General features: G+C 53.8%; 22 protein-coding genes and 1 other RNA gene. 5 read left to right on the top strand and 18 right to left on the bottom strand.

Annotated elements, in window-relative coordinates; translation table 11 throughout:
* Nucleotides 1–47 precede the first annotated feature (47 nt).
* The 14 genes from RI501_RS04390 to RI501_RS04325 all read right to left on the bottom strand — a co-directional run bounded on the left by RI501_RS04390 (nucleotide 48) and on the right by RI501_RS04325 (nucleotide 13615).
* On the bottom strand, nucleotides 48–905 hold the full coding sequence (locus RI501_RS04390) for a GGDEF domain-containing protein (RefSeq protein ID WP_313820523.1): 858 nt from the start codon (nucleotides 903–905) through the stop codon (nucleotides 48–50).
* The gene (locus RI501_RS04385) at nucleotides 898–3051 is read right to left on the bottom strand and encodes a cellulose biosynthesis cyclic di-GMP-binding regulatory protein BcsB (RefSeq protein WP_313820522.1); all 2154 of its coding nucleotides are present in this window, start codon (nucleotides 3049–3051) and stop codon (nucleotides 898–900) included. The genes RI501_RS04390 and RI501_RS04385 overlap by 8 nt, the downstream gene beginning before the upstream one ends.
* Nucleotides 2996–4249 (bottom strand): glycosyltransferase family 2 protein, encoded by a 1254-nt coding sequence (locus RI501_RS04380; protein WP_313820521.1) that lies wholly within the window; start codon nucleotides 4247–4249, stop codon nucleotides 2996–2998. Before RI501_RS04380 ends, RI501_RS04385 begins: the two co-directional genes overlap by 56 nt.
* A gap of 32 nt (nucleotides 4250–4281) precedes the next feature.
* Nucleotides 4282–5853 (bottom strand): hypothetical protein, encoded by a 1572-nt coding sequence (locus RI501_RS04375; protein ID WP_313820520.1) that lies wholly within the window; start codon nucleotides 5851–5853, stop codon nucleotides 4282–4284.
* Nucleotides 5846–7333, bottom strand: a complete 1488-nt coding sequence (gene wsfD, locus RI501_RS04370) for a glycan biosynthesis hexose transferase WsfD (RefSeq protein WP_313820519.1) — start codon at nucleotides 7331–7333, stop codon at nucleotides 5846–5848. Before wsfD ends, RI501_RS04375 begins: the two co-directional genes overlap by 8 nt.
* Nucleotides 7334–7361: 28 nt before the next feature.
* Nucleotides 7362–7781 carry a hypothetical protein gene (locus RI501_RS04365; RefSeq protein ID WP_313820518.1) on the bottom strand — a complete coding sequence of 140 codons (420 nt, stop codon included), beginning with the start codon at nucleotides 7779–7781 and terminating at the stop codon, nucleotides 7362–7364.
* A gap of 24 nt (nucleotides 7782–7805) precedes the next feature.
* Nucleotides 7806–8501 (bottom strand): hypothetical protein, encoded by a 696-nt coding sequence (locus RI501_RS04360; protein WP_313820517.1) that lies wholly within the window; start codon nucleotides 8499–8501, stop codon nucleotides 7806–7808.
* A gap of 192 nt (nucleotides 8502–8693) precedes the next feature.
* Complete coding sequence (locus RI501_RS04355) at nucleotides 8694–8957, bottom strand: YaaL family protein (protein WP_313820516.1); 264 nt, start codon at nucleotides 8955–8957, stop codon at nucleotides 8694–8696.
* A gap of 13 nt (nucleotides 8958–8970) precedes the next feature.
* Entirely contained in the window at nucleotides 8971–9570 is a 600-nt protein-coding gene (gene recR / locus RI501_RS04350) for a recombination mediator RecR (RefSeq protein ID WP_057800811.1), read from the bottom strand.
* A 33-nt stretch (nucleotides 9571–9603) separates the two neighbouring features.
* Entirely contained in the window at nucleotides 9604–9921 is a 318-nt protein-coding gene (locus RI501_RS04345; protein ID WP_057732397.1) for a YbaB/EbfC family nucleoid-associated protein, read from the bottom strand.
* 29 nt (nucleotides 9922–9950) lie between these two features.
* Nucleotides 9951–11762, bottom strand: coding sequence for a DNA polymerase III subunit gamma/tau (dnaX, locus tag RI501_RS04340; RefSeq protein WP_313820515.1), 1812 nt, complete (start codon nucleotides 11760–11762; stop codon nucleotides 9951–9953).
* A 574-nt stretch (nucleotides 11763–12336) separates the two neighbouring features.
* An RNA gene (gene ffs / locus RI501_RS04335) (signal recognition particle sRNA small type) lies at nucleotides 12337–12423 on the bottom strand.
* A 22-nt stretch (nucleotides 12424–12445) separates the two neighbouring features.
* Nucleotides 12446–12985 carry a tRNA adenosine(34) deaminase TadA gene (gene tadA / locus RI501_RS04330; protein ID WP_313820514.1) on the bottom strand — a complete coding sequence of 180 codons (540 nt, stop codon included), beginning with the start codon at nucleotides 12983–12985 and terminating at the stop codon, nucleotides 12446–12448.
* Nucleotides 12986–13009: 24 nt separating this feature from the next.
* Nucleotides 13010–13615 carry a class I SAM-dependent methyltransferase gene (locus tag RI501_RS04325; RefSeq protein ID WP_313820513.1) on the bottom strand — a complete coding sequence of 202 codons (606 nt, stop codon included), beginning with the start codon at nucleotides 13613–13615 and terminating at the stop codon, nucleotides 13010–13012.
* 199 nt (nucleotides 13616–13814) lie between these two features.
* Here RI501_RS04325 and nrdH point away from each other — a divergent pair, with 199 nt between their 5' ends.
* From nrdH to nrdF, 3 genes are all read left to right on the top strand, one after another.
* A complete protein-coding gene (nrdH, locus tag RI501_RS04320) occupies nucleotides 13815–14042 on the top strand; it encodes a glutaredoxin-like protein NrdH (protein WP_057800817.1) in 228 nt (75 codons plus the stop codon).
* Between the two features lie 95 nt (nucleotides 14043–14137).
* Nucleotides 14138–16303 (top strand): class 1b ribonucleoside-diphosphate reductase subunit alpha, encoded by a 2166-nt coding sequence (gene nrdE, locus RI501_RS04315; protein WP_313820512.1) that lies wholly within the window; start codon nucleotides 14138–14140, stop codon nucleotides 16301–16303.
* A 30-nt stretch (nucleotides 16304–16333) separates the two neighbouring features.
* On the top strand, nucleotides 16334–17332 hold the full coding sequence (nrdF, locus tag RI501_RS04310) for a class 1b ribonucleoside-diphosphate reductase subunit beta (RefSeq protein WP_087742776.1): 999 nt from the start codon (nucleotides 16334–16336) through the stop codon (nucleotides 17330–17332).
* Between the two features lie 71 nt (nucleotides 17333–17403).
* Here the strand turns inward: nrdF and metF are convergent, their stop codons facing one another.
* Entirely contained in the window at nucleotides 17404–18267 is an 864-nt protein-coding gene (gene metF, locus RI501_RS04305) for a methylenetetrahydrofolate reductase [NAD(P)H] (protein ID WP_313820511.1), read from the bottom strand.
* A 3-nt stretch (nucleotides 18268–18270) separates the two neighbouring features.
* Nucleotides 18271–20532 (bottom strand): 5-methyltetrahydropteroyltriglutamate--homocysteine S-methyltransferase, encoded by a 2262-nt coding sequence (gene metE, locus RI501_RS04300; protein WP_313820510.1) that lies wholly within the window; start codon nucleotides 20530–20532, stop codon nucleotides 18271–18273.
* A 141-nt stretch (nucleotides 20533–20673) separates the two neighbouring features.
* Here metE and RI501_RS04295 point away from each other — a divergent pair, with 141 nt between their 5' ends.
* Together RI501_RS04295 and RI501_RS04290 are read left to right on the top strand one after the other, a co-directional pair.
* On the top strand, nucleotides 20674–21612 hold the full coding sequence (locus tag RI501_RS04295) for a LysR family transcriptional regulator (protein WP_313820509.1): 939 nt from the start codon (nucleotides 20674–20676) through the stop codon (nucleotides 21610–21612).
* Between the two features lie 63 nt (nucleotides 21613–21675).
* The gene (locus RI501_RS04290) at nucleotides 21676–22254 is read left to right on the top strand and encodes an LOG family protein (RefSeq protein WP_313820508.1); all 579 of its coding nucleotides are present in this window, start codon (nucleotides 21676–21678) and stop codon (nucleotides 22252–22254) included.
* Between the two features lie 147 nt (nucleotides 22255–22401).
* Here the strand turns inward: RI501_RS04290 and mprF are convergent, their stop codons facing one another.
* Together mprF and rplL are read right to left on the bottom strand one after the other, a co-directional pair.
* Nucleotides 22402–25020, bottom strand: a complete 2619-nt coding sequence (gene mprF, locus RI501_RS04285; protein WP_313823128.1) for a bifunctional lysylphosphatidylglycerol flippase/synthetase MprF — start codon at nucleotides 25018–25020, stop codon at nucleotides 22402–22404.
* A gap of 296 nt (nucleotides 25021–25316) precedes the next feature.
* Nucleotides 25317–25682 (bottom strand): 50S ribosomal protein L7/L12, encoded by a 366-nt coding sequence (rplL, locus tag RI501_RS04280; RefSeq protein WP_024747613.1) that lies wholly within the window; start codon nucleotides 25680–25682, stop codon nucleotides 25317–25319.
* Nucleotides 25683–25699 lie beyond the last annotated feature (17 nt).

Genomic DNA, 25699 nt, shown 5'->3' with positions numbered 1-25699 from the left:
AGTAATCAAATTCATTTGATTACCAACAACAGATATTTTAGAACCAATTAAACATCGTATTCGGTTTCTTTGATTCCCGCGTTCATCAGGTCATACGGCGACTGCATCTGCTTGGCGTCCCAACTAGCCACCCCGACGACCAAGCGAACGTCCAGACTCGATAAATCCTCATCGTTAGTTAACGCCTTGGCAAAGTTACCCTTAATCCGGTTAGCGGCAATCCCTGCCCCGCCAGCATCCGTAAACAGCAAGACCGCCCAAGTAGGATTACTCCGATCCAATAGATAAGTGATGTCGTTAGTCCGCATGGCCTCTTTGATGGTCTGCGACACCAGCTGGAGGAGTGCTCGTAATTGCGCATCGCTCAACATGTTACGCATTTCTTGGAAATACCGAATACGGACAATCATGGTGGTCACCGGCAAGTCAAAGCGCCGGTTGGTTTCCGTAAACACCGCCGTATCTTCGATATAGGAGACCGTGGTTCGTAGGTTGGTATCCTCGTCAAAAGCGCCCCGTTCTACCAGGTCGCTTTGCAGCTTGGCGTTCTGGGCCTGCAAGCGCCGCGCATGGGCCGTCATCCCGTAAAACGTTAACGACAACAGTAACGGAATAAACAACCAATAGACCAACACCCAGGGCACCAAATTCGCCTTAATCTGATTTTCGTAGATCACGGTCAGTAACTGCGCGAAAATAAACGCGAGGTTACTCAATAACCCCGTAATTAGGCCCCAAAAATAGGTCATCAGAATCAGACAAACGGTCACGCCCAAGAAAATGGCGTTCAGCAGCAGGTAATGGGGGCGCGTGGCGGCCATCCCAATGGCGAGCACACTCAGCCAGCCCAGAAAGGCAATCAGGTAGATGTCGGTCAGCCAACTTTCTCGCGTATTTTTATGCATGTGGCTTCCCCCTTCGTGACCGGTGTAAAGCACCGTGCTTATTCAGTAACATCAAAATCGCCACTAATAAGATCACGATGATCCCTAGGGCAATTCCCAGGTACACCAAGAGTTGGCGGTTGCGGTGGACCCGTTGGCTCAAATTGACCTGCGTATCGATCAACTTGTTCTTCTTGAATCGGTAACCACGATGCTGGTTATCGCGATCCACCACCACGGCATCCCCCGTGTACTGAGCGACGTTTTTCTGGTTACTAATCTGCCCGGCCGCTCGAGCGACGTCGTCCGGGGTGGCCCCCGTGACTACTAGTAACCCCTTCTTAGCGTTATATGGCGACCGAAGCAGTTGTGCCGTCCCCAACGTGGCGCCATAACGCGGTTCGATGCTCAATTTTTCATTTGAAATCAAGCGGGTTCCCGCGGCATCGAATTGGAAATACAGCTTATCGTTTAACGCACGAATGAACGTATTTTGTTGCGGCGTGCCCAGGGCAATCACGTTATCGTGGGTCAGGACCTGTTGGCTGGGCCGGTCCTGGTAGAAGGTGATCTGTCCCTGGTTACTCCGCGCGTAGTTACCAATCAGGTTGAACAAGCTACTCAACGTGCGGTAATCCGCCAACGTCATGGTCTTGGGCCGGACCACGGCTAGGTGATCATAAGTCGAGTTTTGTAAAAATAAATTCGGGTAGTTGCTAAATAAAAGATCGTTGCCCGGTGCCGATTGAATGTTGGCGCGACTGCTAGGCTCGATGCTGGCCCAGGGCGTCTGGGCGTTGGTGCTGTTAGCCGTCGTTTGAACCGGCAAGTCTAACGCAATGCGGACGGTAAAGCTGTTAGTAAGGGCCAGCCCCTTGGGCAGCTTTACGGTAAATGTGTCGTTGTCCGCTCGCCGCGCCGTCAGCTTGTGACTGCCAATGGCGGTATCGTTGATGTAAACGGTCGCTAGTGCCGAGCGAAAATCTAAGTTTTTTGCGTAACGTAAGGCCACCTTAATGGTCGAGCCATCCGCATTATTGCGGTCGACCGGCAGACTAACGAAGTAGCTGCGTTCCTGATGATTGGCCCCCACTAAACGATCGGCCGTGGTGGTCAACTGGTAGTGCCCATCGTAATTGAGTGACGACGTGAACGTCTGATTGTCGGCCCGCACGGTCTCACTGGGATGAGCGGTCTCTTGCATCAGTTCGGCGTTGGCCACGTAGCGTCCGGCCTTGATCAACAAGTCGCCCGTGGGGGCCGTGACGATTAGGTAATGCTTCCCCTGCGCATCGTAACGCTTGATCACGGCCTGCTTGGTCACTTCTTGGGTGGAAACGTGGCGCTTAAACCGAACCGGCAAGTGGTCGTAGGTCGCCACGATCAGCTGATAGTCAGCACGTTGGGCGGTGCGGTCGGTGAGCGTGGTCACTGGAATCTGCTGAGTCTCGGTGGTAATGACCCGCGCTTCACCGGCCAGTGCCGCCATACTAGCCGTCAGCTCCGCGTTACTAGCCTGCGCGGGAACCTCGATGGCCGACTGCTGATTGACGACGGTATCCGGGCCCGAAAAGTGGTCGTAAAACGAATTCACGTTGGCGTTGGGTTGCTTTAACGTATACTCACAATTCACGTTCGACCGAGCATCAACGGTCAACCAATTCGCCGGCGTCTGGGCCAACCGATAATCGTGTTTCCCGTCACGCGTCAGGATCTGGCCACTAATTTTTAGCGAATTACTGCTCCGCAAGAGCCGCAACGGAATCGTGATCTGCTTGGTCTGTAGACCGCTTTGCGCCACCGGCCGGAACGAATAGAACTTGGTCCCGTTCACGGCCACCGTGATATCGGAAAGCTGTCGATCTGCCAATTGGGAAACCTGATAGTTCAGGTTTAAAGTCGCGTGCTTCATCCGCCAATAATCGACCTTGATGAAGTAACTACTGGTCTCAACCGCTTGCCCCGACAGACTCATGGTCGTGTTTTGTAGCGGCTGCGTGTAGGTCTGCGTGGGCGTCTTGGCCTTGGTATCTTTGGCCGCAGCAGTGCTGTACGGCCCACTGAGTAAGCTGATCGCCACCACTAAAAGTCCCACTAGCACTTGCCAGACGTTACTGGTAACGCTTGGTCTTATACCACTTTGCTTGTTGATGAAAAACTTGTTCACGAATATACCCCACCATTCCGTATGCTGCGACGGCTAACCACATCTGACTGTAAACCACGTACATGAAAATAATGATGAGCAGATTGCTCAACGTCATCTCCCCCTTTTCCGTGGTAATCGTCACAAACGTGCTGATCACGAAGAGGACGATGGCGAACAGCCACAGCGTATTGTTGAATCCCCGTAAGTTCGAATGTGCGACGCCCGCGACCGACAGGACAAAGACCGAATCGGACAACAAAAGTGACGTCATCAATAAGAAATAAACCGACAAAAAATAAATTAAATCGAACCGAATCGCGCGGCCCGTCTTCCGAAAAATCAGCGGCAAGTTCTTTAAAATCACGTAAATGTTCCCCTTGACCCACCGGGTGCGCTGGTGAAACCAAACGTCGAGTGTCTGCGGTTCCTGCTCCCAGGTCACCGCCTTGGGCTGGAAATTAATCCGGTACCCCAGGCGATAGATCCGAAAACTGATTTCCGTATCTTCGGCCAAGGCCTTGGTGTCCCAGCCCCCCACGCGTTCTAGTAGTGAACGACGAATCACGTAGTTGGTCCCGGGAATCGTACAAAGTTTGAAGAGCCGTAATCGCCCGGCTTGCGCCATCCATTGAAACGACAGCGTTTCAACGTTGATGAACCGGGTCAGCAACGATGCGTTTTTATTCCGCGTCCGAAACTTACCGATAACGGCGCCATACTGATCGTTTTGCAATAACTCGGCGACCAGAATCCGTAACGCCGGACGTTCGGGCGTATTATCCGCATCATAGACCGAAATGATGCTTCCCTTCGCCTGCTTGAGGGCGATGTTGAGGGCGTTGGATTTTCCCTTCCCCCCTGTTTGCTTATCCGTGTTGATCACTTCCAGGTTTCGCTGAGGATAGGTCGCCTGAATCCGGGCCAACAACTCAGCCGAATTATCACTGGAATTGTCGTTAATCACGATAATTTCGTACCGGTCATGGGGGTAGTCGAAGTTCAGCAACGCCAGCACCGTTTTAACAATCACCACCCCCTCGTTATGGGCGGGGACCATGATGGTCACGAACGGTGGCACCGCCGGTAATTCCGGTGCGGGTGTGCGCACATCCTTCAGGTACTGGGTGTAACCGGCCATAGTCAAGATCAGGTTCACCACCAGGATGCCCCAGATGGCCAGAATCGCAATAAAGACAAAGACATCTAAAATACTCATAACCGCTCCTTTATAAACTGGACGCCCGCACCCTACCGTTGGCGCATAAACTTTCGCCGGTAGATCCGCCGGCCCACCACCAGAAACGTGACTAACACCACCGTGGTGCCGGTAAAGAAAATCAGTAGCGCCCAGCCCTGATACTTAAAGTAATTGCCTAGGACCACCTTATTCTTACGGGTGAACCGGTAACGTGGGACACCCGTCGCTTCTTCGCCAATCGTGACGGCTTGTCCATTCAGCAAGTAGGTTCCCCGGCGATAGGCAAAGGTCGCCGAAGCACTGGTTAAGCTGGTTTGCAACCGTTGCTGCGGATCATACCAGGTGACGGGTAACGCTTTGATCTGGCGCAACGTAGCCGCTAACTGCCGTGCCGAGGTCGGCATGGGCGTGGTGATGGCCGTCGGGAGGGCCAATTGATCCGGCGTGAGTTGGCCGTCGCGTTGGGTCTGCAACGACCGCAACGATAGGCCAAACCAGGTTCTCTCGTAGGTTGCACCCAAATTATCCCGTTGGGCGTAGACCGGTCCGGTCGGGTTGGGCAACAACAAGACGTCACTAGCCCGTTGGAGGCCATGGCGCCGTAACAACTTATCCTGGTTCCAATATGCCGGCGCGCTGAGTCCCACCGGAATCACCTGACGTTGGCCCAGTTGATTCAACTGCGCCACCATTAACTGTTCCAACGTGTTACCACTCTGGGCATCCGTGGCGTGGACCGTCGGCGTTTGGAGAAAAATCACCCCGTTATCCCGTTCGATGGCCCGCAAGGTTTTGGTAAACGCACTGAAGCCCTGTAGTGCCGTGTTATTGGCCACGGTGGTGGTGCTAATTGCAAACGGAATGTTAGCGGCCGCTAATTGTCGGCCCAACTGGCGTAGCCGGCGCAAGTCACTATACGGCGTTATCCCGGTAATCGTTAATAACGGTCGCTGGCTCCCCGTTTGCTGGAACAGCGTGGCCACCGTCCGCATGGCTAGAATTAGACTCAGACCATCGTTGGCCAGATACGGCAAGTACCCGTAACGGCCCCGCACCGTTCCGTAGGCGTAGGTCGTCCGGTCGGTGCCCTGAGCTTGTAATTGGCCCAACTGGTGATCCGTTTGCCCCGGTAACACCATCAGATTTTCGCTAAACGGCAAGAGTTGCCAACTGTTTCCTGCACGCAGCGTGAACTGTTGGTGGTATCGCGTTTTCGGCGTCACGTGAAGGTGGCGGGCTTCCGTGGGACTCAAGTTTTGACCAATATGTAACTGCCGTCCCGTGAAGCGGTCCCGGTCCCTAGTAAACGCCGCGTTATGGCCGTGACCGGACGGCCAGTCGACCAACGTGACCACCCCCTGATATTTCTGGGTAGTCAATTGACCGGCATGGTAGTCGCTTAACGCTTCGGTCTGGGTCGGCACCCCGACGCCCGCCAGTAACCGCTGTAACGTGGCAATCTTAGCCGGTCCACCCGCCCGTGGATTACGGGCATCGTAGACGATGAGGACCCGCTGCGTCTTAATCTGGGATTGGGCGTGGGCCACGGACCCAGTCACAAAGACCAGTCCCAACAATAAGCCGACGACTAGGCCGACCAAGCCCCAGTCACGTCTAGTCATCGTCAATCACCTGCCGATCGTCCACGTGCCAGAGACGGTGATTCAAGAGATCCGCCACCAGAATCAATAACGCTAAGTTTAAGCTGATGGGGGCCAAAAGAAGGTTCTGCGTCAAGTTGGTCATCCCGGTAGTTAAAATGACCAGTAGCGGCACCAACAAGAGGTTCAGTAACAAGCCCGCTACCAGAAAGAACCGCACCACCCCGTAGGTTCGCTGTTGGCGTAAGTCGTTATAGGCCCCGACGCCAAAGACCAAGACCAGGGCGATCACCAACAACGCATCGAACGCGAACCGCCGGGGGAAGAAGGCCCCGGCCGTCGTACTGGCCAGAGTAAAGAACTTCACCTGGGCCCCCTGGGCGTGGCCACTGTGGGGCGGGTAGTTTCCCACCGATTTATCCTGGGTGACCATCAGGTTAGCCGCCGCCTGGTCAAGCAATTGCCGTAACTGTCGCCAATGGTGAACGTAGTAGGTTAGCACCCAACCAGTCCCCACGTAACGCGTCAGATGCTGGCGGACGTAGCGGGTATCCGGACTCAACTCGGTAAAGCTAACCGGGTAGTAGTCGTTTGCACGCATCAGAGCAAACTGCTGGCTCACGCCCTGCCGGGTCAACGAACGACTCGGATCCTTGGTGTCGTGCAAAACTCCGTGAGTAAAGGCCTGATAACGATTGATACTCCGTTGCTGTGGCGTCAAAGCCCAGGCCATGGTCACTCCGCAGACCACCAACCCCGTGAACCCCAGCACGAGTCCCAGACGTTGGGCGGGATGGCGAAAGACGAAGAAGCCCCCCACGGCCATGATCAAGTAACTCACCGTCAACGTCGCATTTTGCGGTTGGCTGGTAATCAGCAGTGCCGCACTGAAAAAGTACAGGCTCATCAACCGCCCCCGGTGAGTCGTGGTTCGTGGTAAGAGCAGTAAACTCCCCACCATGGTCATGGCGGCAATCAACAGAATGGGCGCTACGTAGAAGGAATTGAAGGTCAGGGTCAACGACGTATCGGCAAACACCAATACGATGACCACCGCTAGCACGTAGCTGCGAATCCGTCGATACGGTTGCGTCAACGCCCGGGTTAGCAAGCCTACCGCCCCCACGAAAGGCAGGTAATAGACTAATCCCAAAAAACGTAAATCAAACTGACTCGCACTAAAGAAAAGTTTATTCAACCCGATGGCCAGTCCCACAAATAATCGTTGCGATGAGAACCCACCCAACCCCGTCGCCCGAACCTCGTCGTAGTAACGCATTAACCCCAACCGAGGATTGAGATAGCCCACCGTCTGGTAACCGGTGAGTGGATATAACCCGTTATTAGCTAACGTTTGCGCAAAACCACCGTTGTCGGCTAAGCCGTGAATGGGCGCGATAAACAACAAACCGCCCACCACGATGGCGGCTAACAACATGGCAAAAATCGCCGGTGATAACCACCGGAGCCCCCGCCGACTGACTAATTGGATTGATGACACGTTGCTCCCCTCCTCGTAAAAATAATCATTAATAATCAGCCGCATTCAACGCCGTCAAGTTATTAAAAGAATAGCTTTGGCCGCTCTGCGCATGACCAATCCCCCCCTGAATCGCCACGTGGCTGGTGACCTGATCCTGCCAGACTAGGGCCATCGCCCGGTGGTAGTTGGCCCGATCGTTGACCGTCGCAAAAATCATGGCGGCTAGCGCATAATTCGCCGCTGACTGCCCCGAATCACTGATGCTCCCGGCAGTGGTGTACCCGTTATAGAGCTTTCGATCCTTAATCTGCTGTTGCAGCCAACCCCGACTGGCCGCTTTGAGCTTGCCAATCTGGGCTAGATGTAACAGGGTTTCGAGCGCTTCGGACGTATTCAAGTTCCGATCGCTATAAGTGAGGTGCGTCCAATTAAAGCTAGCCGCATACAACGGAAAAACGTCGCCCAAATAGCCGCCCCGAACCACCTTCAGCTACTCACGATAAGCCTTACGCCCGCTAGCACTTCCCCGTTCGTAAAAGCCTAGCGTCTTAAAGTCCAGATAGGCCAGACTGCTAGTCTGAGCCGTCTGGCCTATCTGGGGATTGTAGTAGTCGTAAACCTTACCGTCCTTAAGGGCTCCCGCCTTAAGCGCCGCAAAGTGATTAGCGGCCACTTGGCGATAACGCGTCGTCTGGGTCAATGCATCATAGATATTGAGTGCCTTGATGATCCGTAAATCATCTAACGTGGCATTGACCGCAAAGCGCTTCCGGCTACGCGGATCGTACCGGTAGCTAAACTGGCCGTGGTCGCCAAAGGTCTTGGCCGTCGCCCGGTAAAACTGGCGAAACGCCGCAAATTGGTGATGTCGAGCCAGATAGATCAGCCACAGTCCCGCCGATTCACTCAACATTTCGTGGCCGGTCGCACTGCCGGCCCGCCGCGTGGCAGTATCCACGTAGTTGGTATAGATGCCGTCTTGGGTCACCAACCGCTTAGTCACAAAGGTAGCTAGTGCGGCCTGGTGGCGGCGATCCGTCTTCGTATGTAGAACTTCATCGGTTTCAATAAACGCCTGGGGTGACTGTCGGGGGGCCGCCATGGTTTGGGGCCGACTCCGACATCCCCCGAGGAGCAACAGGAGCATCAGCCCCCCCAGTACCGCTAAAACCCGTTTTCTGACCATTGAATGCCCCCCTAATTATTCTTACACATAACTTTTTGTTTTCTGCATCCACCGTAACATGATTAATACCGTAAAGAAAGCCGGCTTAGTTAGTTTACCGAAAAAAAAGCCGGTTGACCAACCCCTAGGGCTGGCCAACCGGCTTTCGACGCAAAAATCGCATCACTTCATTATTAATCCTGAAATACTGTATTAATCCTGAAATACTGTCGCCGCAATGTGCTTGCTGCGGACGTTACGCCGCCGGGCCTCCCGGTATAAGAAGAGGTAAACCTGGCGGGCCAATGCCGTATTAGCCGTCATTTCGTTATCGGCATCGGCAATGGCCTCTTGGGTCTGCTTGGCGTGATCCCAGTTATCCTTAGCGGCATCAATTTCCGCCAAAAGCTGGTCATCATACGTGCTGCGCAAGGCCTTCAAGTGGCGTTGCTGCTTTCGCTTTTTCTGTCCAAACATGGGTATAACCTCCTTACATCTCGGTCCGGCCCTCGACGGCCTTAAATAACGTCATCTCATCAGCGTATTCAATATCGCTCCCGACGGACAAGCCGTGAGCCAACCGGGTGACCTTGATACCTGCCGGCTTGATCAACCGCGACAGGTACATGGCCGTGGCTTCCCCTTCCGGCGTCGCATTAGTGGCAATAATGACTTCCTTAATCGCCGGGTTCTTCTGCAGCCGGTTAATCAGACTGGTGATATTCAAGTCTTCCGGTCCCTTACCCTCGATTGGCGACATGACCCCGTGTAAGACGTGGTACAGGCCGTGGTACTCCTTCATGCGTTCCATCACCATGATATCCTTAGCCTGTTCAACCACCAAGACGTGCGATTGATCACGGGTCTTATCGGCACAGATGGTACACGGATCACTTTCGGTGATATTGCCACAAATCGAACAAAAGTGCAGATCCCGTTTCGCCGAGATGAGGGCCTTAGAAAACGCCGTCACGTCATCTTGCGCCATATCAATGGTAAAAAACGCCAACCGCGTGGCCGACTTTTGCCCGATGCCGGGGAGCTTCATGTAACTATCAATCAGCTGCGCAATAGGTTCTGGATACTGCATAGTCTCGTCCTTTCAACTTAACTCGTGAGTGGCTTACATGCCGGGGATGTTCATCCCCTGGGTGTATTTGCCTAAAGTTTGCTTAGTTTGGGCCTCGACTTGACCCAGAGCGTCGTTTACGGCCGCCACAACCAAGTCGGCTAACATATCGGGATCGTCCGGATCGATGGCTTCGGGCTTGATGGTCAAGTCCGTCATCTTCCGTTCCCCGGTAAAGGTCGCCTTCACCATGTCGTCTGGTGAGGTGCCGGTGAAGGTTTGCGCATTTAATTCAGCTTGGTCCTCCGCCATCTTCTTTTGCATTTGCCGCATTTGTTTCATCATACTACCCATGTTACCCATATTGCCCATGTTCCGCATGGTCATCCATCCCTTCAAATTTAATCAGTTTTGATATCAACAATATCCTTACCAAAAAGTTCCTCGGCTTTAGTCACCACGGGGTTGTCCTGCGGCGGCTGCGGCCCCGTATCGGTAGGGGCCGTGTCCGGGGTCCCAGTTGCTGGGGCCGCCGACGTTGGGCCCACTGGACCCGCTGCCGGTTGTCCCCCCGCATGGGCCTTCAATTCACCCTTGTGTGCAGCCAAATAATTCTTACGAATCTCCGGCCACTGGTCTTTGGGCACGAACACAATCGGTAGTGCCGTCCCCACCATTCGGTCCAGCCCATTTTCCAACGCATCGGTTAATTCCTGATCCGTCGTGGCCTTCTGGTACAAAAACGAATAGTCGAACGCTACGATAACCCCGGAATCAGCCGCCGCAACGGGCTGGGACACCTTCATCACGGCCCGCTGGGTGACGGTCAGACTGTTCAACAGGTCCGGCCAAACCTCCTGGAGCTGATTGAGTTTTTCCCGGGTTGCCGCGCCCAAGACCGGATTGATCTTGGCGAGGTTAACCTCCTGGGTCCGCGTCGCGTTCACTCGCGGTTTCACCGCAGGCCGCGCAGCGGGTTTAGCCACCGGAGATTGTTCCAATTGTTGCACGGCGACCTTGAGCTGATCCACCTGATGTTGCAACGCCGTGACCGCATCAGCCGCGGCCGGGGTACTAGGCGTCTCACCGGTTGGGACCGCAGCTGGACTGGCACTTGCGCCCTGCGTCCGCCCAATCTCGGCCAACTTAATGGTCAGAATTTCCAGGTAAACGTCGGGATGCGTGGTAAAGCGCATCTGCTGTTGAATGGCGTTAAGTTCGTTAATCATGGCATACATGGTCGCCGCTGGGGTCTTGGCGGCCAGCGCTTGGAAAGCATCGCTGACACTGCCCATCTCGGCTTCTTCCACCAGCTTGGGGGCTTGTTGATACAGCAACAGGTCCCGCGCATAGCTAATAATGTCTTCGGTGAAGCGTTCGGCGTCCTTACCAGCCTCTAAGACCGATTGGAGTGTCGCCAATGCCGCCTTGGTATCACCGCTTAAAACCTGTTGGACGTAGGTTGCAAGTAACTCGTGGGTGACGCTTCCGGTAACCAAAAGCGCGTTATCCAAGGTAATCTCATTATCCCCGAAGGAGAGCGCCTGGTCTAAGATGCTCAGGGCGTCGCGCATTCCCCCTTCGGCGGCCTTGGCAATCACTTTGATGGCCTGTTCATCGTAAGTCACGTGCTTTTGATCCAGGATATAGGTCATCCGCTGATAGCTATCGCTGGCCGCGATGCGTTTGAAATCGAACCGCTGGACCCGTGAAATAATGGTCGCCGGAATCTTGTGCGGTTCGGTGGTGGCCAGAATAAAGATGACGTTGGCCGGCGGTTCTTCCAGGGTTTTCAATAACGCGTTAAACGCCCCGGTCGAGAGCATATGCACTTCATCGATAATGTAGACCTTGTAATCGGCCACCGTGGGTGCGTACTTGACCTTATCGCGGATGTCGCGAATCTCTTCGACCCCGTTGTTGGACGCCGCGTCGATTTCGATCACGTCGTTTAACGTCCCGGCCGTGATGGCCTTGCAGGTCTCGCACTCGTTGCAGGGCTCACCGTCCTGTTGATGATGACAGTTAATGGCCTTAGCAAAAATCTTTGCGGCCGAAGTCTTCCCGGTTCCCCGCGGACCGGCGAACAGATAGGCGTGACTGATTTGATTGGTGGTAATCGCGTTCTTGAGGGTGCGGGTGATGACTTCCTGACCGATCATATCGTCGAAACGTTGCGGTCGCCAGACCCGATAAAGTGCTTGATACGCCATATCATCTGTTCCTTTCTACCTTTAATTCGTTAAAAATTCGCTGCTCACTATTATAGCCTTTTTCCGGGGGTGCTGTCACGTCTTCGCCCAGCCAATTTAGGGGAACTTAACTCCTAACCCGTCAAGTGACTCCGTCCACAACCGTTCATTATCCCCAGTATAGCAAACATTACGGTTAAAAACGTGGCCCGCTTCCCATTAAGTTAAGCCGCGCAACAAAAAGAATCGGGTCGTTGCTATGGTCGACTGGGGCTAAAATCGACTCCGCTTAATCCTGCTCGCGTTGGCGGCTATCCCCGACTTATCCATTACCGTAGCCGAAACGTGTTCCTGACGGGCAGCCGGTTCCGCTTAAGGCCACTAGGGTGGCAATTAACCTCAGCTTCTCCGCTACCATAGCCAAAACGTGCTTTCCAGGGGCAACGGGTTCCGCTTAACCCCATTTTGGCAATTAGCCAGGCCCGGGCTAATCACCACAATGGCGTTAATGCTCACCCGCTGACCGCCCCTGGACGCACTCTTATAATATAAAAAACGTCCATTCCCTCTCGGAAACGGACGTGCTTAATGGCTCAATAACTTGAAGCACAAAGTGAAACAGACTTAGTGCTGCTTCCTTCCGGACCTGACACGATTCGTGAGCCCACCCTTGCTTCAAGGCCTTAACGGCAAATACTAGTGTATCATGATTCGGAAAGACTGTCTAGCGACTTTTCAGCCGCCGCTTTGCGGGCCTGCTTGGCCGCCTTTTGCCGGCGCCGAGCTTCCTTGAAAAAGGTCACCAGTCGTTCACCGGCCGCCTTCGCCATTAAGCCCTCGTAGACCGTGACCGTGTGGTTCAACCGCGAATCCGTCAGCGTGTTGTACAGACTATCCACCGCCCCCGCCTTGGGGTCACGGGCGCCGTAAAACACCGTGGGAATCCGGGAGTTAATAATCGCCCCACTACACATCAAACACGGCTCGATGGTCACGTAGAGTTGGCAATCTTCCAACCGCCAACTCCCTAAGGTCGCACAGGCCTCTTCGATGGCGCGAATCTCGGCGTGTAAAGTCGCATCGTTGGCGTGTTCACGGAGGTTGTGCCCCCGACCGATGATCCGTCCCTCGTGGACGATCACCGCACCAATTGGCACTTCCCCAATCCAAGCCGCGCGGTCGGCTTCGAATAACGCTTCTTCCATGTAGTGCCGTTGTTCGGCAGAATAAGTTATCTGACGCATTCGTGCCCACCTCCTCGTCCTAGGTTAGTTTTGCGTACTTTCCAAGATGTAATACCCTTTGTCCTTCTTGAGGATCTGACAGTTACCAAACGTTTCGGTCATGTGCTTCTTAGCCGACGGGGCTCCCTGTTTCTTCTGGAGCACCACGGTCAGCGTGCCCCCCGGCAACAGGTGTTGGGCGGCCCCGGTTAACATGCTGGTGACCACTTCCTTCCCCGCTCGCACCGGTGGGTTGGTCAAAATGGCCGCATACTTGGCGGCACCTAAAGCCGCATACCGGTCGGATTCGATGATCCGAGCGTTAGTAATCTGGTTCGCCGTTGCGTTTTGGTGCGCCAACGACAACGCCAGTTCGTTGACGTCGGCCAGTGTCACCTGCCGGTCCGGGTATTTCTTGGCTAGGGCCAGGCCAATCGGACCGTACCCACAGCCCAGATCCAACCAAGCACCGGCCGGGGTCTTGTCGGCGTTAAACGCATCGAGTAAAACTCGTGAGCCGTAATCCACGCGGGATTTTGAGAAGACCCCGTTGTCGGTGGTAAACAACAATTCGTTACCTAATAGGGTGAACGGCCAGTGGCGTTCTTCGTGTACAACATCCGGATTTTGTGTATAATAGTGATTAGTCATTTTCTCGACCACCTTTTAGGTTTATTTTACCGTAGTTTTTGGACTGGTGGGCAATAAAATAAAATTAACGCGCTGAGCACTATATTTAGTAGTTATTGTATCCTTCAACCACTAAATATGGTGCTTTTTTCGATTGAAATTTCGCCAATCTGGTGTACACTAAACACATTAGAAACAAATTTTAGAGGATGTGGCAACCATGAAAGTAACGATTTATTCCAAGAACAACTGTATGCAATGCAAAATGACCAAGCGTTTCCTTACCGAACACAACGTGGCCTTTGAAGAACGTAATATTAACCAAAATCCCGAATATGTCACCTACTTAAAGGCACAGGGATTTCAATCTCTACCGGTCGTGGAAGCACCCGGTCACAAGGCCTTTTTTGGTTTCCGGCCTGACCAACTGCAACAAATTGCGGGTTAATTAACGTTCCGACAACCCCGTCTTGGCGACGTCGTTTCGGCTGACGTCGCTTTTATTTTGACTAAAATTCGGTGTGAGAAAGGAAGAGCGTGCTTATGAGCCTCAAGAACCTCAAAGACGTCACTTATTACGATTTAAATAACGAGATCAACATCCCCGTGGATGGCCAGATTCCGTTGAACAAGGACCAGGAAGCTTTACAGGCCTTCCTCAAAGAAAACGTGGCACCCAACACCAAGACCTTCGCGTCCTTAAAGGACCGGTTCGACTACCTGATCGCCGGGAACTACGTGGAACCGCAAGTCATCAACCAGTACCCGTTGAGCTTCATCGAAGACCTCTACGCCTACCTGAAGGCTCAAAACTTCCACTTCAAGTCCTTTATGGCCGCGTACAAATTCTACGCGCAATACGCCTTAAAGACCGATGACAACGCCTACTACCTGGAAAACTTCATCGACCGCGTGGCGATGAACGCCCTCGACTTTGCCGGTGGCGACCAACAGTTGGCCCACGACTTGGCCGACGAAATTGTTCACCAACGTTACCAACCGGCCACCCCTAGCTTCTTAAACGCTGGCCGGGCCCGGCGTGGGGAACTGGTCTCCTGTTTTCTGATTCAATCCACCGACGACATGAACACCATCGGGCGGACCATCAACTCCGCGCTGCAACTGTCCCGTATCGGTGGTGGGGTCGGCATCAGCCTGTCCAATCTGCGGGGGGCCGGTGACCCGATCAAGCACATCGAAGGGGCCGCTTCCGGGGTCGTGCCCGTCATGAAGCTCCTCGAAGACAGCTTCTCCTACTCTAACCAACTTGGACAACGCCAAGGGGCCGGTGTGGTCTACCTGAGCGTCTTCCATCCCGACATCATCGCCTTTTTGGGCGCTAAGAAAGAAAACGCCGACGAAAAGATCCGGTTGAAGACCTTGTCACTCGGGGTCACGGTCCCCGACAAGTTCTACCAACTCTGTGAACAAGACGCCGACATGTACCTCTTCAGCCCGTACGACGTCGAACGGATCTACGGCAAACCATTCTCCTACGTGGACATCACCGCCGAATACGATAAGATGGTCGCCAACCCGGACATTCGCAAGAAGCGGCTGAAGGCCCGGGAACTGGAAACGGAAATCGGTAAACTGCAGCAAGAATCCGGTTACCCCTACATCGTTAACATCGACACGGCTAACCGCGAAAACCCCATCCAGGGCCGCATCGTGATGAGTAACCTGTGTTCCGAAATTATGCAGGTCCAAACACCAACCACCTACGACAACAAGCAAGAATACGAAAAACTGGGGACGGATATTTCCTGCAACCTGGGGTCGACCAACATCGTTAACCTGATGGCCTCCCCCGACTTCGGGCACTCCGTGGAAACCATGGTCCGGGCACTGACCTTCGTGACCGACCACTCCGACATCGACGTGGTCCCGTCCATCCAACACGGTAACCGGTTAGCCCACACCATTGGCCTGGGTGCTATGGGACTGCACAGTTACTTCGCCAAGAACCACATGATGTATGGTTCCAAGGACAGTATCGACTTTACCAGTGTCTACTTCATGTTACTGAACTACTGGACGTTAAAGGCCTCCAACCAGATTGCCAAGGAACGGCACGAAACCTTCCACAACTTCGAAGCCAGCAAATACGCCGACGGCTCCTACTTCGATCGCTACACGGAACACGATTGGCGACCGGATAACGCCAAGGTGCAAGGCCTCTTTAGTGACGTTTGGTTACCGTCGCCTGAAGACTGGGCTCAACTCAAGGCCGACGTCATGCGTGACGGGTTATACCACCAGAACCGCATGGCCGTCGCTCCCAACGGGTCGATTTCTTACATCAACGACACCACGGCCAGCCTGCACCCGATCATCAACCGGATCGAGGAACGTCAGGAAAAGAAGATTGGGAAGATCTACTACCCGGCACCGTACCTGAGTAACGACACCATGCCGTACTACAAGTCAGCCTACGATACCGACATGCGCCGGGTCATCGACGTCTACGCGGCCGCTCAAAAGCACGTGGACCAAGGGATGAGCCTCACGCTATTTATGCGGTCCACGATTCCCGCCGGCCTGTACGAATGGAAGAACGGCCGGACCGACAAGATGACCACGCGGGACCTCAGTATCCTGCGGAACTACGCTTACCGTAAGGGCATCAAGTCGATCTACTACGTGCGGACGTTTACCGACGACAATAACGAAGTCGGCGCCAACCAATGTGAAAGTTGTGTTATCTAGGACGGTAAAGGAGTGCAAACTATGGCAGCAATGAATCAAGACGGTAACTACGAAGCGATTAACTGGAACGCCGTGTCCGACGAGATCGACAAGGCGACCTGGGAAAAACTAACCGAACAATTCTGGCTCGACACCCGGATCCCCGTGTCCAACGACTTGGACGACTGGCGGACCTTAGACACCGACCATCAATGGGTCGTGGGTCACGTTTTCGGCGGGCTGACCTTACTAGACACCCTGCAGTCCCAAGACGGCATGGCGGCCTTGCGGCGAGACGTACGGACCAAGCACGAAACGGCGGTCCTCAACAACATTCAATTCATGGAATCCGTCCACGCCAAGAGCTACTCGACCATCTTCTCGACGTTGAACACGCCGGACGAGATCGACGAAATCTTCAACTGGAGCGATACCGAAGAATTCTTGCAGAATAAGACCAAGCGGATTTACACGCTCTACCACGACGACGAACATCCCCTGAAGAAAAAAATCTCCAGCGTCTTCCTGGAAACCTTCCTGTTCTACTCCGGCTTCTTCACGCCGCTGTACTACCTGGGGCATAACAAACTCGCCAACGTGGCCGAAATCATCAAGTTGATTTTACGGGACGAATCCGTCCACGGTACCTACATTGGCTACAAGTTCCAGTTAGGCATGAAGGAACTGGGCGACAACGAACAACAGGCCATGAAGGACTGGATGTACGACTTTCTGTACAAGCTCTACGCCAACGAAGAAAAGTACACCCATCTGATGTACGACCAAGTCGGCTGGACCGAAGAAGTCCTGACCTTTATTCGCTACAATGCGAACAAGGCGCTGATGAACCTGGGGCAAGATCCCCTCTTCCCCGACACGGCCGAGGACGTGAACCCCATCGTGATGAATGGGATTTCAACCTCCACGGCCAACCACGACTTCTTCTCGCAAGTCGGTAACGGTTACCTGTTAGGCAACGTGGAAGCCATGAACGACAGTGACTACCAAATTGGTGAACCGGACGACCCGGAAGATCCCCAACAAAAATAATCACACCATGACTAAATGGCCCCGCCTAAGCACAGTTGCTTAAGCGGGGCCATTTTTTAAACGTGAGTGAGTTAATCTGCCACCGGCACCGGGGCAAATAACGACGCCGTGTTGTCGTATATGTGTTGAGCCGTCGCCGCCTGATTCAACGTGTACAGATGAATCCCCGCCACGTCATGGGTGACCAGATCGACAATCTGATCCACCGCGTAGGCCAAGCCGGCTTCTCGTAACGCCACCGGATTATCCCGGTACTTATCCAGAATCGCCCTGAATTTCGGGGGCAGACTAGCCGCACAATTTTGGACCACGTGGAGGGCCTGTTGCCGGTTGGTAATCGGCATGATGCCCGCCAGGATTGGCACGGTGATCCCGGCAATCGCGCAGGCTTCCTGAAACCGATAGAACTGGGCGTTGTCGTAGAAGAGTTGGGTGATCAGCTGGTCACACCCCGCGTCAACTTTGGCCTTCAGGTTGCGAATATCGGCGACCCGGTCCGGGGAATCCGGATGGACCTCGGGGTAGCAGGCCCCCGTCACCCGAAACTGTGGTTTGACCCGTTTGATAAACCGAACCAGGTCGCTGGCGTGGGTGAAGTCCGTTTCCGGCGCCGCCCCGTCCAAGTCCCCACGCAACGCTAACACCTGCTGGATGTGCGCCGCCTCGAGCTGGTCGAGGATCTGCCGCACCTGCGCCTTCGTCACGTAAGCCGCTGGCATGTGGACCATGGTCGCACACCGGAGGTCTCGGTGCACGGCCTGGGCCAACGCAATGGTACTTTGTTCGTAGTTCAATTGATGATTACTACAGGTCACACTGACGAAGCTGGGGGCGATACCCTTCAGTTGGGCCAGCGTCTGCGTGAGTTTCGCCGTTCCCGCCGGTGAACTAGGCGGAAAGACCTCAAACGATAATTCTGGTTTGGCTGGGTCCATCGCTTAGTCCCCCTTTGCCGTTAGTTCGGCCCGAACTGCTTGCGCCGCGGCGGTCAAATGTTCCACACTGGCCTTGGCTTCAGTGATGCCCCGGGTCTTTAGCCCACAGTCGGGATTGATCCAGACCCTTTGTTCGGGGACCTTCGCCAAGATCTGGTGAATCGTGGTCGTGATTTCGGCCACCGAAGGAATCCGGGGCGAGTGGATATCGTAGACGCCCGGCCCCACCTGAAGTTGAAAATGTTCCTTTTGTAACGCGTCGAGAATTTCCAGATTCGACCGCGACGCTTCAAACGAAATCACGTCGGCATCGAGATCCTGAATGGCCGGGATGATGTCGGTGAACTCGGAATAGCACATATGGGTGTGAATCTGGGTTTCTGGCTTAACCTGACTGTGGACCAACCGAAAGGCGGGCACGGCCCAATCCAGATATTCGCTGTACCAGTCGGATTGCCGTAACGGCAACTTTTCCCGTAATGCGGCCTCGTCAATTTGAATGATCTTGATTCCTTTTCGTTCCAAATTGAGAACCTCGTCTTGAATGGCCAGGGCGATCTGAATCGTCGATTCGCGCTGCGAAATATCCTCACGGGGGAATGACCAGTTCAGAATCGTCACTGGCCCGGTCAGCATCCCCTTGACCAACTTACTGGTTTGCCGCCGAGCAAAGGTCGACCACTTGACCGTGATCGGGTGCTTGCGTGCCACGTCCCCCCAGATGATGGGGGGCTTAACTCCGCGGGTCCCGTAGGATTGAACCCACCCGTTTCGACTGAACAGGTAGCCGTCTAAGTGTTGGCCGAAGTACTCGACCATGTCGTTCCGTTCGAATTCGCCGTGAACCAACACGTCCAGGCCGATGTCTTCTTGCCACTTGAGCCACTCTTTGATGTGTTCTCCAATGAAGTGATCGTAGTCGACCTGCGAAATCTCGTGTTTGCGGAACCGCGCCCGGGTCCGTTTGACCTCTCTGGTCTGGGGAAACGAGCCAATCGTGGTGGTCGGTAAGAGTGGCAGGTGAAATTCCACCTGCTGGATTTGCGCGCGCTGGGCTAAGGCCGGGTGCCGGACGAACGAATCGGCGGTTAACTTAGCGATGCGGTCGTGGACCTGGGGATTGGGTTGCACCCGCGGCTGGGCAAATAGTGCTTGGTTGCGCGCCAACGCGGGTGTGGCAGGGTCTGTCAGGCTGGCCTGTAAGTCGGTCAATTCGCCCAACTTTTCCGTGGCAAAGGCAAAATGTTGTTTGACCTGGTCGGGAAAGGCCTCGTTAGCCACCGTAAACGGCACGTGGAGCAGCGAACACGACGTCGAAATCACCAGGTGCTGAACCGGTAACGTCTTCAACAGGGCTAACGTTTGCGCGTAATGGTTACGCCAGATATTCTTACCGTTGACCACCCCCGCGAACAAGGTCTTATCCGCCGGAAACCCAGATTGCACCAGTTGCGCGGTTTGACGTCCCTCGTGAAAGTCTAGTCCCAGGCCTTCGATGGGCAAGTCAACCAGGTCGGTATACACGTCACGTACGTCGCCAAAGTAGGTCTGTACCAGCACCTTCAGACCGGATTTTGCGGTCAATAACTGGTCATAAATCGCGTTAAACAACTCGCGCCGTTGCCCGGTCACGTCCTTGACCAGTTCGGGTTCGTCGAGTTGAATCCACTCGGCGCCCTGCGCAGCCAGCTTGGCGAAGACCGCTTGGTAGGCCGCAACCAGGTCGGTCACAAAGTCTGCCGGTTGGCAATCGTGAAATTCACTCAGGCTCAAAAACGTGAACGGACCCACGATGACCGGGCGCGTCTGAATTCCCGCGTCCTGGGCTTCCTGGTATTCGTCAAAAATCTTGGTTCCCACCAACTTGACCCGCGTCGTCGCCGTAAATTGCGGCACCAGGTAATGGTAGTTGGTGTTGTACCACTTCTTCATGGGTAACGCCTTGAGGTCCCCGTGATCGCCCTGATACCCCCGGGCTAACGCGAAGTAGCGATCTAGCGACGACAGGTCGAGTGTCTTGGCCGCCGCGGGCACCACGTTGAACAACGTGGCAGTGTCTAGCGTCGTGTCAAAAAACGAAAAGTCGTTGCTGGGAATTCCGTCAATCCCCGCTTGCTTGATCAGTTGCCAGTGCTTTAAGCGCAGGTCGTGGGCGGCTTGTTGCAGCTGCTCGGCGGTCAGTTGGTGGCGCCAGTATTTTTCGGTGTTGAATTTGAGTTCGCGGTTCTCCCCAATGCGTGGAAAACCAATGATTGATGTTGTCATTTAAAATCCCCCTCAACGGTTATGGCTTGGTTCTAAACTACCACCAGCACGACGACTTGGCTAACGCTTAAAATTAAGAACCCGTTATAGTTTCTCGCTATAAGAAGATTTATAATAAAGGAAATACCTAGGAGGCCTCCCATGCGCATCCAACAACTTACCTATCTGGAAACCATCGTTAAAACCGGCTCAATCAACGAGGCCGCCAAACGGCTCTACCTGACTCAGCCCAGCCTCTCCAGCGCCATCAAGGACCTGGAGCAAGAAATGGGCATCCAAATCCTGTTACGCAGCAAACTCGGTGTGACCCTGACCAATGACGGCCGAGAATTCATGGTCTACGCCCGCCAAGTCTTAGATCAGGTTCGGCTGTTGGAGGGCCGTTACGCCAAGCAACCCTTGCGCAAGCAGGCCTTTTCCGTGTCGGCCCAACACTACGCCTTCGTGGTTCACGCCTTCGTCGACCTCTTGAAGACGGTGCAGGCCGATGAATACCACTTCACGTTACGGGAAACGGAAACTCGCAACATCCTAAGCGACCTAACCAGCTTCAAAAGCGAGCTTGGTATCTTATACCTCAATTCTTTTAATCGCCAGGTCATGCAAAAATTATTCAGAGAGCAGGACCTGGTTTTCACCCCACTCTTCACCGCTAAACCACACGTTTTCGTGGGACGGCAGAATCCGTTGACCCAAAAGAAAGTGGTCACGTTAGCCGACCTGACCGCCTACCCCTACTTGTCTTACGAACAGGGAGACAACCACTCGTTTTACTTCTCCGAGGAAATTCTCAGCACCCTCGATCGGCAGAAGACCATCCAGGTCAGTGACCGGGCAACCATCTTTAACCTGATGGTCGGCTTGAACGGCTACACCATTAGCTCGGGAATCATCAGTAGCCAACTCAACGACGACAAGATTGTGGCCATCCCGCTGGCCGTCGACGACGCGATGACGCTAGGCTGGCTCAAGCACCGTCAAATCGAGCTAAGTCCGTTGGCCCAGGCCTACCTAACCATGCTCAAGGCCCACATTCGCGGGTACGGCTTTACCATTATTGGCGACGCGCCGTCCCACTAATCGGTACCAGCAACGCCAAGTGAGGTATAATGAGAATATTCTAGTCAAACGGGGGTTCTTCATATGCCAACGATCAAAAACGTCTGCGTCTTTTGCGGGTCCAACCATGGATTAGACCCTGCCTACGAGCAACAAACCCGGGCCCTAGGCCAATACCTAGCCGCTCATCACCACCCGGTGGTCTACGGTGGTGGCAAAGAAGGGCTGATGGGCACCATTGCCGAGTCGACCATGGCGGCCGGTGGCGAGGTCATCGGCATCATCCCAACCTTCCTCAAACAAATGGACCTAGCCGAAACGAACGTCACAAGGCTCATCGAAACCGCCACCATGGACGAACGCAAGGACGAAATGTTGCGTCAAGCCGACGCCTTTATCGTCTTGCCTGGTGGCTTCGGGACTTTCGAAGAATTCACCACCATGCTGTCTTGGAGTCAGCTCAACGTTCACCAAAAGCCCATCGCGCTGTTCAACATCAACCATTATTTCGACAGCCTCGTAGAGATGATGCAGACCTGTTGCGACCAGGGGTTTGCGCCGCAAGCCAACATGGATTTGTTCATCGACGCCGACACCATCGATGACATCTTCGCCCAATTCGATAGTTTCCACCATCAACTGCCTTACAAATATACGAATTAAACGACCACGGCGGGATTAATGACCTGCCACTATGGTCAAAAACCGCGAGACCCGCACTAAGGGTCTCGCGATTTTTAATTAGATCTCAGCTAGCCTAAAGTCAGCCGACTGTCACGTTAACGGATCAATTGAAATGAGCTTAAGTGGCTAGTCGTGATTTTCCCAATCGACCTCATCGACCAACCAATGATCCAACCAACGCGGCAGGAACTTGGCCTTTTCTCCCGTTTCGGGGCGGTTAATCACCTGCATCAGTTGAAGCATGGTAAAGATTAGCGATTCACGCCGGCGGTAAGCCAAATACTTCGGCTGCCAGACCGAGACATACTTTTCCTTATAAGCCCGCAGTCCTTGGAAACTGTAGAAGTTCGACCCATATTCGTAGATCAGGTGGGCCACCCGTTCTTCAATAAAGCTGAATTCGGAGACCCCCACGTTTGCTAGGGGCGCCATGCCTAAATTAAAGCTGGTGTAGCCTTGCTCGCGGCAAGTCAGAAACAAGTATACGAACAACCCGTCCATGATGCCAGACGGCGCGTCATGGCTGCTACGCATCAGGTCGATCGACGTCATTTTTCGGTCGCCGGTCGGCATCAGGTTAGCAAAGGCCACCATCTTGCCTTGCGCGTCGGTCATCACCGCGATGGGGGCTTCGTTGAGGTAGTCACGATTAAAGAAGCCCATCGAGAAGCTCTTTTCGGTCTCGTCTCCCAACCAGGAATCGGAAATGACTTTGAGTTCCTGGTACTGCGCGTCGCTTAATGGCGGTTGAAGCAGCTTAAATTCGTAGCCTTCACGCTTAAATTTATTGACCAGGGCCCGTTCGCCACGGTGCGGTTTCCCGGCCAGGCTGAAGGTCGTCAGGTCGACGTGACCCTCTTCACCAACCTTGATGAAGTCAAACCCCATTTCGTGTAACCGTAGCGTCAGTTCTTCACTGATTTCGTAGAAGACTGGCCGTAAGCCGGCTCGATCGGTGTCCCGCATAAACGTTTGAAGGGCCGGTAACAGGTAGTCCTGATTACCAATCGGTTCGCCCATGACTAACAGCTTATCGGCCTTTTGACGAAACAGGATCATCAGCTGATCTTCGCCATTATCCTGGTAGAAGAACGTTCGCTTATCCTGGAGAAAGGCCAGGTGACTGACCTCATTACCACCGTACTTGATGATCAAGTTACGGACGCGTTGGGCGTCAAATGGCTGTTTGAGCCAGGCCACCTGAGGAGCCGAAAGATAACGGTTAATGGTCAGTAGAATGAGTAACGCAATTAAGAGCCCCCCGAGACCGTTTAACCAAACCTGCGTCGACGGCGGCAGCCAAGCCTGCAAGAACTGCGGCCGGCGATGCGGACTCCGAGCTAGGAATCCCAGAATGGTGTACAACACGAAGGTTACCACGTAGATGCTCCCATCCGTTAGCAGTCCCCCCCACGAATAATGGAAGCTCTGCCGCGACAATTCCGGCTTGGCTAAAATCAGGCAAAGTAATACTAATCCCAGCAGGGCGGCTAACCCACCCGGGAAGTTTTCCCGCCACAACGTGTTGCCAATTGCGAGCAAAAGAACCACCAGGGTTGGCCAAAACGACCGCGCCACCCGGGACCCCACGCCCCGGGCCAAGCCAATCAATAGAAAGGCCATGATCAGGTTGGTGACTTGACTGAGGAAGTAGAACATGAACGGAATCAGCCGCATGTATAACCGGTTCGCCAAGACCACGTCCGGAATCGTGGCGTATAGCAGCATCATGACTCCCGAGAAGTACATGAAGGTCACCACGAAGAGGTGGGCCCCCCGGCGGAGAATCGCCACGGGCAGACCCGCTAAAAATTGATTTAACCGGTGGCCGGCGTCGTGGACGAACAACCCAACCCCCACACAGAACGGCAACAGATAGTAGAACAACCGATAGAGTAGTAGCCAACCCACGGCATCGGCCCGACTAACGCCCAACAGGCCCAACCCGAAAATCATGAAAACGTCAAAGGACCCTAAGCCCCCGGGGATCATCGAGACCACCCCGGCGACGGAAGCTACCACGAACATCGGAAAGACCGCTGCAAAGTCTAATGGCAGGCGTAACGCCCAGCCAATCAACAGGAAGAAGAGCGCACAGCTCCCCCATTCCAGGCTGGACCCGATAATCAAGCGTAATTCGCGCGGCCAGGTCAGGTCCTGAAAGAATTCACCGTCGTTAAACCGCGTGAAAAGAAACAGAACTGGAAAGTACAGGCCCCCACCCAACAGCCAGAACCAATACCCCCGGTATGGCGCACCAATATCGAACCCAAACAACATCACCAACGCTACCCAGCAGGACAGGGATAACCCGGCCAACAAGAACAGCGCAATCTTAGAAATTGCATAGAGTACCTGCTTTTTCGACGCCGACGCCGAATAAAAGTTAGCGCGCAGACTGGCGCCCAACAGTCCCCCCATGCCGGCGAGGTTGGTGAACGTATTGGTCACCCAACCACTACGGATGATATAACCCGTGGAGAAATGACCCGGTAAGAATTCCACAATTGTAAAATCATAGACCAGCATGGGTAACACCGCGATAAACCCCACCACGGCTAACATGATACTGGTACTAAAGTCTAAATTACCCAACGCAGCACGCAGCTGCGCCCCACTAATTTCATGACCGATTCGGCCTAATTCACGAATCACTAACAAGAGAACGGACAGCAGAAAGACGCCCTTAATCAACGTCAGTCGCTTTTGAATCCACGCTTGGAATCGTTGCCACACACTTGCCACCCCCAAAACAATTTCCCCCTTTATTATCTTAACTCCGAGCTTAAAAGCCAACGCTTTTCCCCGTTTATCCCGAAGTTGGTTGTGTCACTTTATGGTGTTAATTGGGTTAAGTATACCAAAAAAACGGCCTATCCTCCGTACAGTCTCCCGGTTTAACGGTTTATTTACCAAGTTACGCCACTTTTAGAATGACTGGCCACAATCCCTTACCATCATGTTTAAGCCCGAGTTTAGACCACAAAAAAACGGCGCTCCCAAAATGGGAACACCGTTATTTATTAACGAGTTGGTTGTAACTACTTAAGAGTTACGACACCACCAACGGCTTCAAGCTTTTCCTTGATGTCGTTAGCTTCGTCTTCGGAAACGCCTTCCTTGATGACGGATGGTACGTTGTCAACAAGACCCTTAGCGTCCTTCAAACCAAGGCCAGTGATTTCACGAACAGCCTTGATAGCCTTAACCTTAGCGTCACCGGATTCAGTCAATTCAACATCGAATGAGTCCTTGGCAGCAGCGTCGCCACCAGCGGCACCGGCTGCAGCAACTGGGGCAGCAGCAGAAACGCCAAATTCGTCTTCGATAGCCTTAACAAGGTCGTTAAGGTCAGTAATGGATGCTTCTTTAAGAGAAGCAATGATAGCATCTTTATCAAAAGCCATGTTATTTTCCTCCAATA

The sequence above is a fragment of the Levilactobacillus zymae genome, from assembly GCF_032190635.1.
GTDB lineage: Bacteria > Bacillota > Bacilli > Lactobacillales > Lactobacillaceae > Levilactobacillus > Levilactobacillus zymae_A.
This window is presented reverse-complemented; position numbering and strand designations above follow the sequence as displayed.

Excerpts from the sequence above, each read along its gene's own strand:
- RI501_RS04390 (WP_313820523.1), bottom strand. The coding sequence starts at position 905 with ATGCATAAAAATACGCGAGAAAGTTGGCTGACCGACATCTACCTGATT.
- RI501_RS04380 (WP_313820521.1), bottom strand. The coding sequence starts at position 4,249 with ATGAGTATTTTAGATGTCTTTGTCTTTATTGCGATTCTGGCCATCTGG.
- RI501_RS04375 (WP_313820520.1), bottom strand. The coding sequence starts at position 5,853 with ATGACTAGACGTGACTGGGGCTTGGTCGGCCTAGTCGTCGGCTTATTG.
- RI501_RS04360 (WP_313820517.1), bottom strand. The coding sequence starts at position 8,501 with ATGGTCAGAAAACGGGTTTTAGCGGTACTGGGGGGGCTGATGCTCCTG.
- RI501_RS04355 (WP_313820516.1), bottom strand. The coding sequence starts at position 8,957 with ATGTTTGGACAGAAAAAGCGAAAGCAGCAACGCCACTTGAAGGCCTTG.
- recR (WP_057800811.1), bottom strand. The coding sequence starts at position 9,570 with ATGCAGTATCCAGAACCTATTGCGCAGCTGATTGATAGTTACATGAAG.
- RI501_RS04345 (WP_057732397.1), bottom strand. The coding sequence starts at position 9,921 with ATGGGCAATATGGGTAACATGGGTAGTATGATGAAACAAATGCGGCAA.
- dnaX (WP_313820515.1), bottom strand. The coding sequence starts at position 11,762 with ATGGCGTATCAAGCACTTTATCGGGTCTGGCGACCGCAACGTTTCGAC.
- tadA (WP_313820514.1), bottom strand. The coding sequence starts at position 12,985 with ATGCGTCAGATAACTTATTCTGCCGAACAACGGCACTACATGGAAGAA.
- RI501_RS04325 (WP_313820513.1), bottom strand. The coding sequence starts at position 13,615 with ATGACTAATCACTATTATACACAAAATCCGGATGTTGTACACGAAGAA.
- nrdH (WP_057800817.1), top strand. The coding sequence starts at position 13,815 with ATGAAAGTAACGATTTATTCCAAGAACAACTGTATGCAATGCAAAATG.
- nrdE (WP_313820512.1), top strand. The coding sequence starts at position 14,138 with ATGAGCCTCAAGAACCTCAAAGACGTCACTTATTACGATTTAAATAAC.
- nrdF (WP_087742776.1), top strand. The coding sequence starts at position 16,334 with ATGAATCAAGACGGTAACTACGAAGCGATTAACTGGAACGCCGTGTCC.
- metF (WP_313820511.1), bottom strand. The coding sequence starts at position 18,267 with ATGGACCCAGCCAAACCAGAATTATCGTTTGAGGTCTTTCCGCCTAGT.
- metE (WP_313820510.1), bottom strand. The coding sequence starts at position 20,532 with ATGACAACATCAATCATTGGTTTTCCACGCATTGGGGAGAACCGCGAA.
- RI501_RS04295 (WP_313820509.1), top strand. The coding sequence starts at position 20,674 with ATGCGCATCCAACAACTTACCTATCTGGAAACCATCGTTAAAACCGGC.
- RI501_RS04290 (WP_313820508.1), top strand. The coding sequence starts at position 21,676 with ATGCCAACGATCAAAAACGTCTGCGTCTTTTGCGGGTCCAACCATGGA.
- rplL (WP_024747613.1), bottom strand. The coding sequence starts at position 25,682 with ATGGCTTTTGATAAAGATGCTATCATTGCTTCTCTTAAAGAAGCATCC.